At 69.6% G+C, this 14,905-nt stretch carries 14 protein-coding genes; 6 read left to right on the top strand and 8 right to left on the bottom strand.

Going from position 1 to position 14,905, the window contains the following annotated elements; translation table 11 throughout:
- Nucleotides 1–197: 197 nt before the first annotated feature.
- From MJ777_RS01250 to MJ777_RS01265, 4 genes are all read left to right on the top strand, one after another.
- The gene (locus tag MJ777_RS01250; RefSeq protein WP_239308366.1) at nucleotides 198–1,298 is read left to right on the top strand and encodes a hypothetical protein; all 1,101 of its coding nucleotides are present in this window, start codon (nucleotides 198–200) and stop codon (nucleotides 1,296–1,298) included.
- Nucleotides 1,298–2,542, top strand: coding sequence for a toxic anion resistance protein (locus tag MJ777_RS01255; RefSeq protein WP_239372517.1), 1,245 nt, complete (start codon nucleotides 1,298–1,300; stop codon nucleotides 2,540–2,542). The genes MJ777_RS01250 and MJ777_RS01255 overlap by 1 nt, the downstream gene beginning before the upstream one ends.
- Before the next feature lie 71 nt (nucleotides 2,543–2,613).
- Complete coding sequence (locus MJ777_RS01260; protein ID WP_239372567.1) at nucleotides 2,614–4,185, top strand: VWA domain-containing protein; 1,572 nt, start codon at nucleotides 2,614–2,616, stop codon at nucleotides 4,183–4,185.
- 57 nt (nucleotides 4,186–4,242) lie between these two features.
- Nucleotides 4,243–4,932, top strand: coding sequence for a hypothetical protein (locus tag MJ777_RS01265; protein ID WP_239308382.1), 690 nt, complete (start codon nucleotides 4,243–4,245; stop codon nucleotides 4,930–4,932).
- A gap of 172 nt (nucleotides 4,933–5,104) precedes the next feature.
- On the opposite strand, the gene MJ777_RS01270 is transcribed toward MJ777_RS01265, so the two are convergent.
- The 4 genes from MJ777_RS01270 to recO all read right to left on the bottom strand — a co-directional run bounded on the left by MJ777_RS01270 (nucleotide 5,105) and on the right by recO (nucleotide 8,708).
- Entirely contained in the window at nucleotides 5,105–6,469 is a 1,365-nt protein-coding gene (locus MJ777_RS01270; RefSeq protein WP_239308381.1) for a glycine--tRNA ligase, read from the bottom strand.
- Nucleotides 6,470–6,644: 175 nt separating this feature from the next.
- Nucleotides 6,645–6,971, bottom strand: coding sequence for an antibiotic biosynthesis monooxygenase family protein (locus tag MJ777_RS01275; RefSeq protein WP_239372519.1), 327 nt, complete (start codon nucleotides 6,969–6,971; stop codon nucleotides 6,645–6,647).
- A gap of 69 nt (nucleotides 6,972–7,040) precedes the next feature.
- Nucleotides 7,041–7,859 carry an isoprenyl transferase gene (locus tag MJ777_RS01280; protein WP_239308363.1) on the bottom strand — a complete coding sequence of 273 codons (819 nt, stop codon included), beginning with the start codon at nucleotides 7,857–7,859 and terminating at the stop codon, nucleotides 7,041–7,043.
- Nucleotides 7,860–7,976: 117 nt separating this feature from the next.
- Nucleotides 7,977–8,708, bottom strand: coding sequence for a DNA repair protein RecO (gene recO / locus MJ777_RS01285; protein WP_239308362.1), 732 nt, complete (start codon nucleotides 8,706–8,708; stop codon nucleotides 7,977–7,979).
- 262 nt (nucleotides 8,709–8,970) lie between these two features.
- On the opposite strand from recO, the gene MJ777_RS01290 reads away from it, so the two are divergent.
- Together MJ777_RS01290 and MJ777_RS01295 are read left to right on the top strand one after the other, a co-directional pair.
- Nucleotides 8,971–11,487 (top strand): S8 family serine peptidase, encoded by a 2,517-nt coding sequence (locus MJ777_RS01290; RefSeq protein WP_239372521.1) that lies wholly within the window; start codon nucleotides 8,971–8,973, stop codon nucleotides 11,485–11,487.
- Nucleotides 11,488–11,540: 53 nt separating this feature from the next.
- Complete coding sequence (locus tag MJ777_RS01295) at nucleotides 11,541–12,083, top strand: NUDIX domain-containing protein (RefSeq protein WP_239372523.1); 543 nt, start codon at nucleotides 11,541–11,543, stop codon at nucleotides 12,081–12,083.
- On the opposite strand, the gene MJ777_RS01300 is transcribed toward MJ777_RS01295, so the two are convergent.
- The 4 genes from MJ777_RS01300 to MJ777_RS01315 form a co-directional block, all read right to left on the bottom strand.
- Nucleotides 12,076–12,882 (bottom strand): N-acyl homoserine lactonase family protein, encoded by an 807-nt coding sequence (locus MJ777_RS01300; protein ID WP_239308358.1) that lies wholly within the window; start codon nucleotides 12,880–12,882, stop codon nucleotides 12,076–12,078. The two genes, MJ777_RS01295 and MJ777_RS01300, sit on opposite strands and share 8 nt — an antisense overlap.
- A gap of 51 nt (nucleotides 12,883–12,933) precedes the next feature.
- Complete coding sequence (gene era / locus MJ777_RS01305; RefSeq protein ID WP_239308357.1) at nucleotides 12,934–13,851, bottom strand: GTPase Era; 918 nt, start codon at nucleotides 13,849–13,851, stop codon at nucleotides 12,934–12,936.
- 11 nt (nucleotides 13,852–13,862) lie between these two features.
- The gene (locus MJ777_RS22945) at nucleotides 13,863–14,420 is read right to left on the bottom strand and encodes a cytidine deaminase (RefSeq protein ID WP_370652616.1); all 558 of its coding nucleotides are present in this window, start codon (nucleotides 14,418–14,420) and stop codon (nucleotides 13,863–13,865) included.
- 84 nt (nucleotides 14,421–14,504) lie between these two features.
- Nucleotides 14,505–14,905: transporter associated domain-containing protein (locus tag MJ777_RS01315; RefSeq protein ID WP_305039357.1), on the bottom strand; the 401-nt coding region annotated here is incomplete at its 5' end.

A 14,905-nucleotide genomic window follows, 5' to 3' on the forward strand; every position in this document is an offset into this window, starting at 1 on the left:
GAATATTACCGACTTGTCACTATAAAATGGTCCAAATATCATGAATACCGAATATCCGGTTGACAGCGGAGCGCGGAACGGGACTCGTCCGGACGCCGGGCCTCGCCGGCCGGGAAGCTGTCGGGTATGACACTTACGATCATGAAGCGCGCTGACATACTCGGGCCAACAGGCACGAAGAGGAGGAGGAAGACACCGTGCAGGGTCGCCGGGTTCTCGGGCTCGCGCTTGCCGGGCTGCTCGCGCTCGGCGTCGTCGCGCTGATCGTCGTCCCGCGGATCCGGTCCGGCCCCAGCGCGGGCACGACCAAGGTCCGCGCGTTGATCTCATCCGAGAAACAGTCCTACTTCGCCGACCCGGAGGTGGTGTCCGCCCTCGCGCGGGCCGGCTACAGACTTGAGATCACTTCCGCTGGATCGCGCGAGATCGCCACCACCCGCGATCTGTCCGGCTTCGACCTGGCGTTCCCGGCGGATGCGCCACAGGCGGACCGCATCAGGCACGACCGAAAGATCAACGCATCCTACGTACCCTTCTTCACGCCGATGGCAATAGCCACCTTCGCCCCGATCGCGACGCTCCTGACCGCGGCGGATGTCAGTAGCCGAGAGGGCGACCACAACCTGTTCGACATGCGTAAGTACCTCGATCTGGTGGCGAACGGCACCCGCTGGTCGCAACTGCCCGCAAACAGCGTCTACCGGACCGAGAAGTCCATTCTCATCAGCTCGACGGATGTACGGACGTCGAACTCGGCAGCCCTTTATCTGGCGATCGCCTCCTATGTCAGCAACGGTGGGAACATCGTCACCGACACCGGGACGGCCGACCGTATGACAGATCGGCTCGCGCCCCTGTTCCTCAAACAGGGCTACCTGGATGCGTCGTCCCAGGAGCCGTTCGACGACTTCCTGACCATCGGTATGGGCAAGACGCCGATGGTCATGATTTATGAGGCCCAGTTCAGAGCCCACCTGCTCGCCAAGGACGGCTCGCTGAGCGGTGACATGGTACTGATGTACCCGAATCCGACCATCTATGCCAAACACACCGTCGTCCCGCTCACTCCTGCCGGCGACGCGGTCGGGCGTCTGCTGACAACCGACCCGGAGCTCCAGCGTCTCGCTGTCCGGCATGGGTTCCGCACCGCGGACGTCGGCTATGGCCGGCAGTACGCCACCGAACGCGGCGCCAGCCCGCCACCGCAGCTGGTCAATATCGTCGAACCACCGAGCGCGGAGATATCCGAACGGATGATCGGTCAAATCGAGATGAAGTACCGGAAAGGGCCGGGTTGATGACCATCCCACCACCCACCCTGCCGCCGGCCGCGGGCGACCCCGGCGCGCAGCTGGTCCTGGTGCCGCCCGCGCCGGTCGCGCCGGTCGCCCCGGAGCAGGCCGGACCCGCCGTCCCGATCAGCCCGGAGGCGGCTTCGCGGCTGGCTGGCCAGGCGGTGGCCTTCGCCGACGCGCTGGTCGGCATCGACCCGGCCTCGCCCGCCTTCACGACCAAGGTCGCCGCCGTGCACCGGATGGGCGAGAAAGAGATCCGTGCCTCAGCCGCGGTGTCCAACCGGCTGCTGGACAAACCGACGCGGGCGATGAGTTCCGGTGCCTTCGACGCGACGTCGTCGGTGTCGACCTCTCTGGTTGAGCTGCGCAGGGTGGTCGGCGACCTCGACCCGTCCACGGTGAATCTGCTGGGCCCGAAAAAGCTGCTCGGCATGATCCCGTTCGGGAACCGCCTGCGGGACTACTTCGCCTCCTACCAGTCCTCGCAGGCGCAGCTGGACGCCATCCTGCATGCGCTACAGAACGGGCAGGAGGAGTTACGGCGAGACAATGCCGCGATCGAGCAGGAGAAGCACAACCTGTGGGCCACCATGGGCAGGCTGCGCGAGTACACCCAGCTCGCCTCGAGCCTCGACGCCGAGCTCATCACCCGGATAGACCGGATCGAGGCCGGCGACCCGGAGCGGGCACGGATGCTCCGCGAGGACGTCCTGTTCTACGTTCGCCAGAAACACCAGGACCTGCTCACCCAGCTCGCGGTCAGCGCACAGGGGTACCTGGCCCTGGAAATGATCAGACGCAACAACCTCGAACTGATCAAAGGTGTGGACCGGGCAAGCACCACGACCGTCGCGGCCCTGCGGACGGCGGTGCTCGTCGCGCAGGCCCTGGCCAACCAGAAACTGGTGCTCGACCAGATCACCGCGTTGAACGAGACCACCGAGCGCATCATCGTCGGTACCTCGGAGCTGCTGCGGCGGCAGACGGTGGAGATCCACGGGCAGGCGGCCTCCTCGACAGTGTCGGTGCAGGCTCTCCAGCAGGCGTTCGCCAACATCTACGCCACGATCGACACGATCGACGGCTACAAGGCCGCTGCCCTGGAGACCATGCGCACGACGGTGTCGGCCCTGTCCGAAGAAGTAGGGAAAGCCACCGCGTACCTGGACCGGGCCGCCGCGGCCGCTCCGGCCGAGATCGTCCCGGTAACGGCCGGGGAACTGGAGATCTCTGGCGGCGGGCCGTGACCGGACGCCGCGTCTCCTGCTGCCGGGCGCGCACTGCCGCTCTGCTCGCCAGCTGCGCGGGCGCGGTGGCCATGGTGGTCATGACCGCCTGCGGCTCCACCCCCGCCACGCGGCCGGGAACCAGCCCGGGACAGAGCGCCAGCCCGGGTAAACCGGGCGTGCTGCGGGTGCTCGCCGGCTCGGAACTCGCCGACATCGAACCCCTGCTCGGCGACTTGCGCGCGGCTACCGGCATCACGGTGAAACCGGTCTACGCCGGAACGCTCGACGCCACCGACAGAATCATCAAACATACCGCGGACGTGGACGCGGCCTGGCTGTCCTCTGACCGCTACCTGCGCCTGCTGCCCGGTGGCGCGACAGCGGCCAGCGCGCGCACGCCAACCATGACATCACCGGTGGTCCTGGGCGTCCGGACCTCGCTCGCCACCCGGTTCGGCTGGACGGGGACCGCCAGCGTCACCTGGGCGGATGTCGCCGCGAAGGTCGCCACCGGCGAGCTGACGTACGCCATGACGAATCCGGCGGCGTCCAACTCCGGCTTCAGCGCGCTGGTCGGCGTCGCGGCCGCGCTCGCCGGGAAGTCAGACGCGCTCCAGGCATCCGACATCCGCACCGACGCGCTGACGTCGTTCTTCTCCGGACAGACGCTCACCTCAGGCAGCTCCGGCTGGCTTGCGGACGCCTTCGTCAATCGTCCCCAGGATGCCGACGGGATAATAAACTACGAGTCGGTGCTGCTGTCTCTGCAACGTTCGGGTCGGCTGCGCGAACCGCTCACGATCATTTATCCGAAAGACGGCATCATCACAGCCGACTACCCCATGCTGCTGCTCGACCCGGCTCGGCAGGACGCATACAACCGGGTGGTGAACTGGTTACGCAGCCCAGCCGTCCAGCAGCGGCTACAGGCCGACACCAATCGCCGGCCAGCTGTCCCGGGCGTCGCGCTCGACCCGCGGTTCACCGCGACCGCCCTGGCCGAACTGCCCTTCCCCGCCACCCAGGCGGTCGCCGACGAGCTGCTCACCTCCTATTTCGATCATTTTCGCCGGCCATCACACGCGATCTTCGTACTGGACGTGTCCGGCTCCATGGCCGGCCAGCGGCTGGCCGACCTGACATCCGCGCTGACGGGGCTCGCCGGTGCCGATACGTCCTTGTCCGGCCGGTTCACCCGGTTCCGTGGCCGGGAAAAGGTTACGCTTGTGACCTTCAACGGCGCGGTCGTCGGGGCACGCGACTTCACCGTGACAGCCACCGAGGCGTCCTCACCCGATCTGGCCGCGATCCGCTCGTATGTCGCCAGCCTGCACGCCGAGGGGGGAACGGCCATCTACTCCGCGCTCGCGGATGCGTACCGCCGGGCGGCCGACTCGATCGCCAGGGAGCCCGGCTACCTGACATCGATCGTCCTGATGACGGATGGCGAGAACAACGCCGGTCTGTCAGCCAGCCAGTTTCGCGCCAGCTACCGGGGCCTGCCCCCGGCCGCGCAGGCTGTCCGCACGTTCTGCGTCATCTTCGGCGAAGCCCGTCCGGACGATCTCCGCTCGATCGCCACCGATACCGGTGGCGCGGCCTTCGACGCGCGGGCGTCCTCGCTGGCCGACGTGTTCAAGGACATCCGTGGCTACCAGTGACGCCGGGCCCAGTATGCCCGCCGGTGGGCCCGTTCCCGGTCGGAGCTGCTGGTGGTGATGCCGCTCCGGCTACCGCGGCCGGCCCCACCACCGGCGCCGCCTGCCCGTGGGCGCCGGGAGAAGGCGCTGGCCTGGATGGGATCGCTGAAGAACATCGCCGGCTGCACCGGTGCGCTCGGCGGGCTTGGGCTGACCGCCGCCGGTGTGGTCGGGTCACCGCAGTGGCCGCTGGTCGTTGCCGCGCTGTACGCGGTCGGCGCGCTGGTCGCGCCGGCCCGTCGCCTGGTGCCCGCGAGTACCCAGCCGAGCGCCGCCGAACTGCGCACGGTCGTCGACGCCCAGCTGCGGGCCCTGGCTGGACAGGCGCCGGCCGAGGTCACCGCTGCCGCGGACCGGGTCGCCGCCGCGCTGCGCGAGGTACTCGACCGCCCGCACCTGTTGCGGGCCGGTTCGCCCGAGACGTTCGTGGTCGTGCGGACCATCGCCGACTACCTGCCGACCGCGCTGGAGGTCTACCTCGGTCTGCCCGCGCAGTACGCCGAGACACACCGGTTGGACGACGGGCGCACACCGCGCCAGGTCGTCATCGACCAGCTCGGTCTGCTGGAAGCGGGCATCCGTGACGTCACCGAGGCAGCCGCGGCCGGGGACACCGCGCAACTGCTGTCGCACGGCCGTTTCCTGGCCGACCGGTTCGGGTCGAGCGACCTCGAGCTGCCGGCCCGGTCACCGCAGCCACCGGTGTGACAGCTGCCGTGCGGGCGGCTCGCGGTCCGGCCGGCGGCACGTACACCGCTGGTGGGATGCAAACACGGCCGTCGGCTGCCCCCAGCGACACATCATCCCCGGGGAGCGAGCGCCGCGGCATCAACCGGCATCAAGCGGCTCAAGCGGCTCAAGCGGCATCAATGTCAGCCTGTCAGCAGGGGCCGAGGCGGGTGTTGAGATAGGACACCGCCTGGTCCATGGCCACGCGCTCCTGCGCCATCGTGTCCCGCTCCCGGATCGTGACGGCGCGGTCCGCCAGTGAGTCGAAGTCGACCGTGAGACAGAACGGCGTGCCGATCTCGTCCTGCCGGCGGTACCGGCGCCCGATCGCACCGGCATCGTCGAAATCGACGTTCCAGTGCGTACGCAGCTCGGCGGCAAGGTCGCGGGCGACCGGCGACAGATCAGCGTTGCGCGACAGCGGGAGTACCGCCGCCTTGACCGGGGCGAGCCGGCGGTCCAGGCGGAGCACGACCCGGCGGTCCACCCCGCCCTTGGTGTTGGGCGCGGTGTCCTCGGCGTAGGCGTCCAGCAGGAACACCAGGGTGGCACGGTCCACCCCGGCCGCGGGCTCTATCACATACGGGGTGTACCGGACGCCGGTGGCCTGCTCGAAATAGGTCAGATCCGCGCCGGACGCCTTCGCGTGCACGGTCAGGTCATAGTCCGTGCGGTTCGCGATGCCCTCCAGCTCACCCCATTCCAGCCCGGCGAAGTTGAACCGGTACTCGATGTCGACGGTCCGCTTCGAGTAGTGGGAGAGCTTCTCCTTCGAGTGCTCGAAACGGCGCAGATTCTCGTCCCGGACGCCCAGGTCTCGGTACCATTTCATCCGCTCGTCGATCCAGTAGTCGTGCCAGGTCTCGTCCTCGCCCGGCGGGACGAAGAACTCCATCTCCATCTGTTCGAACTCCCGGGTCCGGAAGATGAAGTTTCCCGGGGTGATCTCGTTGCGGAAGGACTTGCCGATCTGACCGATGCCGAACGGCGGCTTGCGCCTGGCGGCCGCCTGCACGTTCGCGTAGTTGATGAAAATGCCCTGGGCTGTCTCCGGCCGGAGGTACGCCAGGCCCGACTCGTCCTCGACCGGCCCCAGGTAGGTCCTGAGCAGGCCGTTGAACATCCGCGGCTCGGTGAACGTGCCACGCGCGCCGCAGCTGGGGCAGGCGACCTCGGTGAGCGCGGCCGGCGGCCGGCCGTGCCTGGCCTCGAACGCTTCCTGGAGATGGTCGGCACGGAACCGCTTGTGGCAGGTGAGGCACTCGGTCAGCGGGTCGACGAAGACCTGCACGTGCCCGCTGGTCTCCCAGACCTCGCGTGCGAGGATCACACACGAGTCGAGGCCGACCACGTCCTCGCGGCCCTGGACCATCGCCTTCCACCAGGCGCGCTTGACATTGTTCTTCAGCTCCACCCCGAGCGGGCCGTAGTCCCACGACGCCCGCAGGCCACCGTAGATCTCGCTCGAGGGGAAGACCAGCCCACGGCGCTTGCACAGACTGACGATGGTGTCCATACGGTCGGACGCACTGGCCACGTGGGCACTCCCTTCCTATCACCCAGCATCATCGGTGACGCTGGGCGGTCGCATCCTGCGTACACCCGCGCCAGGTGGGGATCAGGCGGGCAGGTACCGATCAGGCAGACAGGTGCCCAGCGTACGGGCCGCGGGCCGAGCTGAAGCAGAGAGGTCAGGCAAGATCCGATGCCCGGCGCACAGCGCCCGCGACGCCGTCATGGGCGAACAGCACCTCGAACGCGCCCGGCTCATCGACGGCGTAGACCATCAACGGCGTCAGCTCCAACCGGACAGCGAACGCCGACACCGCCCGGCGCCAGGCGCCTGCCCCGTCCCACTCGGATGTGATCACCCACAGCCCGCAATCGTCCACGGCACGGCCCAGCCGGGCCCAGCGATAGCCACGCTCACCGGCGAGAGCGGCCAAGACCCGTTCCGCACGCTCGCGGAAGGCCTCGGCCTCGCCAACCGGAACCCGCAGCCGCATGACAGCAAGCACCGCACGGTTCTATCAGTTCGCGTCCGTCCGGCCGCGGGCCGCCCGCCAGACCGCCGCCCGCCAGAGATGTCACGGCACCACCGAGCGGGCTCCCGACGGATGGCCCACGACCCCGCCGTACCGGCGGTCCCGTTTGGCGAAATCCTCGCAGGCTGCCCACAGGTCGCGACGGTCGAAGTCAGGCCACAGCCGCTCGACAAACAGGAACTCCGCGTAGGCTGCCTGCCAGAGCAGGAAGTTACTCAGCCGCTGCTCCCCCGACGTACGGATCAGCAGGTCGACATCGGGCATCTCCGGCTCGTCGAGATAGCGGGCGACGGTGTTCTCGTCGATGCGGTCCGCTCGCAGCCGGCCGTCACGGACATCGCGGGCGATGGCGGCCGCGGCATCGGCGAGCTCAGCGCGCCCGCCGTAGTTCACGCACATCGCCAGCGTAAGACGGTCATTACCGCGGGTGCGCTCCTCGGCCGCCTCCAGCCGCCGGATGACGTTGCCCCACAGGCGGGGCCGCCGGCCGGCCCACCGGACCCGTACTCCCAGGGAGTCCATGTCGTCGATGCGCCTGCCGAACACCCCGTCGGTAAAGCGCATCAGGAAGGCGACCTCGTCCGGCGAACGCTTCCAGTTCTCCGTGGAGAAGGCGTACACCGACAGCCACCGGACTCCCAGCTCGATCGCGCCCTCCACGCAGTCGAAGAGGGCCTCCTCACCGGCCTCGTGGCCCTTCGTACGCGGCAGGCCACGCATTTTCGCCCAGCGGCCGTTGCCATCCATGACGATGGCAACATGCCGCGGGATCAACGCGGAAGGAATCTCCGGCCGGCATGCGCCGGAAGGATGCGGGTGCGGCTCACGGAACCGTCCGGCTCTCCCGTTACGTCGATTCACCGGACACCTCCCTTCTACCGCCAGCCAACGGTAGCGCGATCATTGTCCCTCCCGCGCCCACAAACATCATCGACGCATCTTCGTCGAGTGCGCCACCCACGACACGCCCAGCCCGGTTCACACCCGCTCCAGGTGGGGCAGCGCGCGTAAGCCGTACTCGAGATGCCACTGCAGGTAGGCCGCGACGCAGCCACCAGCCTCACGCCGGGTGCGGACCTCGCTCGCGTCGGCGGCGGCCCAGTCGCCGGTGAGCAGGTCGGACAGCAGCCGCACGGCGGCCAGGGACATCGAAGCCGCGCCATGCGGTCGGCACTGCGGGCACACTACGCCTCCCGCCGACACGGAAAACGCCTGGTGGTGCCCTTGCGCGCCGCAGCGCGCGCACGCCTGCAACGCCATTGCGTAACCCGAGACGGCCAAGGCGCGCAGCAGAAAGGCATCCAGGACGAGACCCGGCGCACGCTCACTCTGGGCGAGGGTACGCAGACCGCCGACCAGGAGCAGGAACAGCCGCATGGCCGGTTGACGTTCCTCACCGGTCAGCCGTTCGGCCGTTTCCAGCATGACAGCCGATGCCGTGTGCCGGGAGTAGTCACCAGCGATCACCGCGCCATAGGGGCTGAGGATGTCGGCCTGCGTGACGGTGTCGAGGGAGCGCCCCTCATGCAGCTGGAGGTCGACGTAGGTACCCGGTTCCAACCGGGCGCCGAAGCGGGACGATGTGCGCCGCACCCCTTTGGCCACCGCGCGTACCCGTCCCGTCCGCCGGGTCAACACGGTGACGATGCGATCGGCCTCCGCGAGCGGCGTCGTTCGCAGGACAACGCCTTCATCACGGTAGACCGGCACCCACCCATGGTTGCACGCATCCCGGTAAGTGGGCAGGACACGGTCCCCTCGGGCCGATCGTGACATGCCACCGCCCGGTGGGCGGGCTGGCTGGCGGTGGTCCGTTCGCCCGCCGACCCGCGATGCGATGCGATGCCTGCCCGCTCCCGGCCACCACACTCTGCAATAGTTACTTTCAGCATCCGTAAAAGAACCAGGAGTAATAATGCTGGCGGTGCGGGAACGACTGGTATGTAGACGACTGGTATGTATCAGCGAAAAAATGACGGTTTTCCACGTGGCTCTCGCCTTAATTGTGGCCCAGGCCCACATCGCCACGGCCACGGCCACGACCACGACCACCCAGACCGTCACCGTCTATCTCACCGCGCCCGACCCGGCCGGCCTGGACCGCCTCGCGCGGTCGGCCGCCGGGACAGTCACCGGATCTCCGCAGGACCGGGCCGCCCGGCTGAGAGCGTTTCTGCCCTCGCGGGCAACCCACGACACGGTCGCGAACAAGCTTGACGAACTGGGCCTGCGCGTGATCAAAAGTACGACATGGAGCGTCACCGCCAGCGGCGAGGCAGGCCATCTCCGGCAGCTGTTCGGCAGCGCCCGGCGCTCTCGTCCCACTCTGCGCTACGCGCAGAGCCTGCCAACCGTCCCCCCGTCCCTGTACGGCCTCGTCTCGGTCGCCGTTGGCGGTGACGAGATCCGGCCGGCATTGCGCCCCCTGGGCACACCGGCGGCCACGACGGTGCCGGCCCCTGCGCGCACCGCCGCGGCCATCCCGGCGAGCAGCGGCTATACCGGCGCTGACCTGCGTACCGCCTATGGCGCCCCGGACGGCCACCGCGGCGACGGCGGACCGGAGCCGACCGTCGCGAGCCTTCAGCTGTCCGGTTGGGACTCCGCCGACCTGCGGGCCTACGCGGCGGCAGCGGGCATACCCGACCCGGTCATGAACGGGCGTTACACAGCGGTCAGCGTAGGGCGCGAACCCGGCTACGACCCGGCCCGGGACGGCGACGGGGACAGCGAGGTCGCCCTCGGCCAGGAGGCGCTGCTGGCGGTTGCGCCCACTGCGCGTCAACGCGTCTATTTCGGCCCCAACACCGACCAGGGCTTCCTCGACATCCTCGACCGGGTCCGCGCCGACGCCGCCGATCCGGCGGCGAACCTGGTGGCGTTCAACGTCTCCTGGGGGCTGTGCGAGCCGCACAACAGCGCCGCCTTCGTCAGCACCGCCGAGACGCTGCTGGCGGCGATCGCGGCCGCGGGCGTCACCACCTTCGCCGCATCCGGCGACAGCGGTTCCGACGACTGCGGCAACGGCACCGCCACCGCGAGCTATCCAGCGTCATCACCGTCAGCGATCGCGGTAGGTGGCACGAGCATGCTCCACCCGGCCAGCACAACCGTATCGGAAACGGCCTGGGCCGGCTCTGGTGGTGGATGTTCGACGCTGTTCGCCCGACCAGGCTGGCAACCGGCCACCAGCTGCGCGTCACGTGCGCTGCCCGACCTCGCCATGGATGCCGACCCGACAACCGGCTTTGCCGTCTATGATCGCCGCTACTGGGAAAGCCACGGCGGCACGGTCACACCCGGTTGGCTGCGCTTCGGTGGCACCAGCCTCGCCGCACCCGCCGCCGCCGGGATGCTCGCGGCCGTGTGGGCGTCGGGCGGGCAACGCTCGGGCGGGTACGGCGACATCCACGACCAGCTGTACCAGGCACCCGCCGCAGCATTTCGGGACGTCATCACCGGGGGCAACGGCGCCCACAGCGCCACGGCCGGATTCGATCTGGTCACCGGACGTGGCGCTCCGCTGTGGAACAAGCTTGCCGCGGCGCTCGTCAGCCGGCCCCTGGGCCTAGCCCAGGCCCAGGCCCAGGCCCAGGCCGGGTACACGATCGTCGCTGGCGTAGGCGTCGATCACGCTGTCTGGGCGAAACGGTCCGACCAGGCCCGCCCCATGTCGCTGGGCGGCCAGGCCACATCAGTTCCGACAGTGATCCAGGCTGCTGGCAGGGTCACCTACATCGTGGGTGGCACCGACGGGAATCTCTGGATGCGGGGCGATACCGATCATGCTTGGTCCCCGCTCGGCCTACCCGGGACACAGTGTTACGGACAGGCCGCGGTCGTCGTCGGATCAACGCTGCACCTGGGATGCCGCGGAAGTGATCGCGCACTGTACGTCACAGCCGTGCCCATCGACACCACCGGCCAGCCGGCCCGGGTGACCTGGTGGACGAACTACGGCGGGCGGACCGACGCCGCTCCCGCGGTGGCCGTCGTGGACGGGGCCGTCACCTGGTTCATCACCCGCGCCAGCGACAGCGCCCCACCCACGGCCAACCTCTACCGGCGGACAGCCACCTCGTTCTGGAAGGCGCTCGGTGTCCGGTGCGATGGGGCGCCCGGCGCCGGCGGCAACGACACCTACGCGGACACCTACCCGGACGCCTACGGATCCCACGGTGACCAGGGTTACCCGCCTGGCCCGAACGGGGCCGGGCGGGCGTTCGTCGGCTGCCGGCTGGCGTCGGGAACCCTCGCCTACGCCGCTGTGCCGTTCATACGGTTCATCGACGCCGGTGGGCGGACAGTCGGGCCGCCCGCCTTCGTCCGGGCCGGGAACGGGACGGTGGACGCCTTCACCGCCGGCACAGACCGTGCGCTCCACAGCCGGCGACTGACGACATCCGCCCCGCTGGACGTGGGCTGGACGGATCTCGGTGGCACCTACCTGCTCGGGGTGGGGGTGGCCCGGGTCAGCCAGGAACCGTAGCGGGTTCCTGGCTGACCCGGACATGGATCTCCGCTGCGGACAATGATGGGCTGGTGCGAGTGGTGCGACGGGCCGCCAGAGCAATTCTGATCGACTCCGGCGGGCAGCTGATCGTGTTCCGCCGGAGCCTGCCCGGCCAGCCCCGCTACTGGGCCACCGTGGGCGGCGGGGTCGATCAGCAGGACACCTCGGTCGAGGCCGCCCTGCACCGGGAGGTCGCCGAGGAGCTGGGCGCTACCGTCGACCGCGTCCAGCAGGTGTTCCTCACAAGCGCGACACGACACAGCGGGGGCGACACGCCGGGCATCACCGTCCAGCACTTCTTCGTCTGCCGGCTCACCTCGATGAATCTTGCCGCCAGGACGGGCGACGAATTCACCAACCCGGCAAAGGGACGCTACGACGTCGAGCGCATCGACCTGCGCGGCGATGACCTGGCCCGGTTCGCCCTCCAGCCCGGCGCGCTCAAGGACTTCATCCTGGCGAACCGGGACGCCCTCCTCGAGGCTGTCGCGGACCCGGACCCGGCGCCAGACCGGGACCCGGCGCCGGACCGGGACCCGGCGCCGGACCGGGACCGGTCCGGGTTCAGGTAGCCAGCTCCGTGACGAGCGCCGGCCACACGACCGGGTCGTGCCCGGGGACCAGGCGCAGCCCGCGGGCGGAGGCGATGGCCTTCAACCGCCGGATCGGCTCGATGGTCGCCTCCGGTGGAACGCCGATCGACCCACCGACCGCTCGCTCCGAGTCGATGTTCTCCCGCAGATCCGCGGCGTCGAACGCGAAGACATACCCGCCACCGCCTACCGCGGGATCCATCTCGACGACAAAACTCTGGTGACCGGGGGTGTGCCCGGCGGTGAGGATCGCGGTCACCCCCGTGGCGATCTCGCTGTCGCCGTCGGCCGGCCGCCAGGCGATCGCCGGATCGTCGAAGTCGACCCGGATGATGCCGTCAGCCTCCAGCCGCGCCGGGTGCGCGCCAAGTCCGTGATCAAGCTCCCGGCGCTGAATATGGACGGGGGTGTTCCGCCGCGCAAAGTGGCGCAGCCCACCGGCATGGTCGTTGTGCAGGTGCGAGACGGCAACCGCGTCGATCTGGTCGAGCGTGAGCCCGACACGTCCCAGTTCACCCTCCAGCGGGTCGCCGGCGCCGGCCGGGAGCCGTACCTCCACGCCGGTGTCCTGGTGGAACCGACGGCACAGGGCCGGGTCCCGGACGAAAGCCGGGTTGAGCCCGGTGTCGACCAGTAACCAGCCCCCGTCGACCTCCAGCAGCAGCGCCGGGACGGGCTCCCACAGCCGGATGCCGTCCGGGGCGCCATACACCGACATCGAGTACGGCACCTCGACCCACCCCAGAGTCAGCGGGATCACCCGCCGCACGCCAGCCATGAGCGTCACTATCCGCCGACCGGGCCGAAGGTGTGGACCGGGCGGCGCCGGTCAGAAGCCGAGCTTTCGGAGCTGGCGGGGATCGCGCTGCCAGTCCTTGGCGACCTTGACGTGCAGGTCCAGAAAGACCGGGGTGCCCAGCAGCGCCTCGATCTGGGTACGGGCCCGCGTCCCGACGTCCTTCAGACGGGCGCCCCGCGCGCCGATGACGATCGCCTTCTGGCTCTGCCGCTCGACGTAGACGTTCACATGGACGTCCAGCAACGGGCGGTCAGCGGGCCGGTCCGCACGCGGGATCATCTCCTCCACGACGACGGCCAGCGAGTGCGGCAGCTCGTCCCGCACGCCCTCCAAAGCGGCCTCGCGTACCAGCTCGGCGACCATCACCTGCTCAGGCTCGTCGGTCAGGTCACCGTCCGGATACAGCGGCGGACCGGCCGGCAACCGCTCGACCAGCAGGTCCGCGAGCAGGTTCACCTGAAACGACGACACGGCGCTGACCGGTACCACCTCGGCGAAGTCGGCCAGCGAGGAGACCGCGAGCAGCTGGGCGCCCAGCGCGTCCCGGTCAGACACCAGATCGGTCTTGGTGACGACCGCGATCACCGGCGTCCGTTTGGGCAGCCGGGCGAGCTCCTCGGCGATGAAGCGGTCACCACGACCGACCGGATCGTTCGCCGGGACGCAGAAGGCGACCACGTCCACCTCGGACAGGGTCGTGCGCACCACGTCGTTGAGGCGTTGGCCGAGCAGCGTCCGGGGGCGGTGCAGCCCGGGGGTGTCAACCAGCACAAGCTGAGCATCGGCGCGGTGCACGATACCCCGGATGGCGTGCCGGGTCGTCTGCGGACGCCCGGAGGTGATCGCGACCTTGGCTCCGACGAGTGCGTTGGTCAGGGTGGACTTACCCGCGTTGGGACGTCCGACAAAGCACGCGAACCCTGACCGGAACCGCGGTTCAGTCCCCACGGCGAGAGCCACTAGGTTGTCACCCGGCCGCGCGCCACCCCGTCCGGGCTGGCGAGGAACACCGGGACGCCGGCACCGAACTCACCGAGCACGAGCAGGTCGTCGACGGCTGGCACGGCGGCTGGCACGGCGGCTGGCACGCCAGGCACGCTCGGGGGTGCCTCGCCGTCCGGTGCTAGGCCGTCCGGGGCTGGGCCGTCCGGTGCTGGGAGCGCCACCCGCTCGGACACGATCGCCGCGGCCTCGAAGCGGCGGGCACCGCTGGACGCCGCCGCGACCACCGCCGCCCGCAGCGCCGACACGCTCAGTCGAGCGTCGGCATTCTCCACGGTCGCCGCCGCGTAGGTTCGCCCGTCGGTGTCACGGACGGCCGCACCCTCGGCCGCGGCGGTTCCGCCTCGCGGCACGTAGGCACGCGGCCTTGCCGACCGGGCCAGGATCACGAGCTTTGCGTCCTCTGGTTCCAGCACGCCAGGGGCAACCGGCGCGGCGCCCGCGCCCGGACGCGCTCCGCCCGGGTTCTGCCCCCGCGAACCCGGTCCGTCCGACTCCCGCTCCGGCACACCCATCCCTGTCTCGTCCTTCTCGTCTTTCTCGCCCTTACCCATGCGCACGCCTGCGCGGGTCACTCATGTGATCCATATATGGGTTCCTCATGTGCGCGTCCCGGAGGCGGTACGGCGCGCGACCGGGCCGAGGGCGTTCCCGCCGTGGCCGCTGTCACCATGTTTCGCGTCCTCATCCCCGCCTTCATCCCCGCGCTCCTGGCCGGCCCGCTCGGACCCACCTCGATGACCGCCGGCACGGACCACGTCGGCCAGGGATCCGCCAGCGGAGTCCTCATCAGCAGACGACGACCGCCGGACCACCACCGTACCGATCTGGTTCCGGCGCCCGGCGGCGCTCTCGGCGGTGAGCGTGAGCACACCGACGGTCGCCGTCGCTCCCGGAATCGGCACGTGTCCCAACGCGCTCGCCAGCAGCCCGCCGACGGTCTCGACGTCACCGGATCCGGGCAGCTCGCCCGTTCCGAACAGGTCGCGCAGATCGTCCA

The organism is Protofrankia sp. Cj5 (assembly GCF_917627405.1).
Taxonomy (GTDB): domain Bacteria; phylum Actinomycetota; class Actinomycetes; order Frankiales; family Frankiaceae; genus Protofrankia.

Coding starts and splice junctions, on each gene's coding strand:
- MJ777_RS01255 (WP_239372517.1), top strand. CDS start 1,298: ATGACCATCCCACCACCCACCCTGCCGCCGGCCGCGGGCGACCCCGGC.
- MJ777_RS01260 (WP_239372567.1), top strand. CDS start 2,614: ATGGTGGTCATGACCGCCTGCGGCTCCACCCCCGCCACGCGGCCGGGA.
- MJ777_RS01265 (WP_239308382.1), top strand. CDS start 4,243: ATGCCGCTCCGGCTACCGCGGCCGGCCCCACCACCGGCGCCGCCTGCC.
- MJ777_RS01270 (WP_239308381.1), bottom strand. CDS start 6,469: ATGGACACCATCGTCAGTCTGTGCAAGCGCCGTGGGCTGGTCTTCCCC.
- MJ777_RS01290 (WP_239372521.1), top strand. CDS start 8,971: ATGACGGTTTTCCACGTGGCTCTCGCCTTAATTGTGGCCCAGGCCCAC.
- MJ777_RS01300 (WP_239308358.1), bottom strand. CDS start 12,882: ATGGCTGGCGTGCGGCGGGTGATCCCGCTGACTCTGGGGTGGGTCGAG.
- MJ777_RS22945 (WP_370652616.1), bottom strand. CDS start 14,420: ATGGGTGTGCCGGAGCGGGAGTCGGACGGACCGGGTTCGCGGGGGCAG.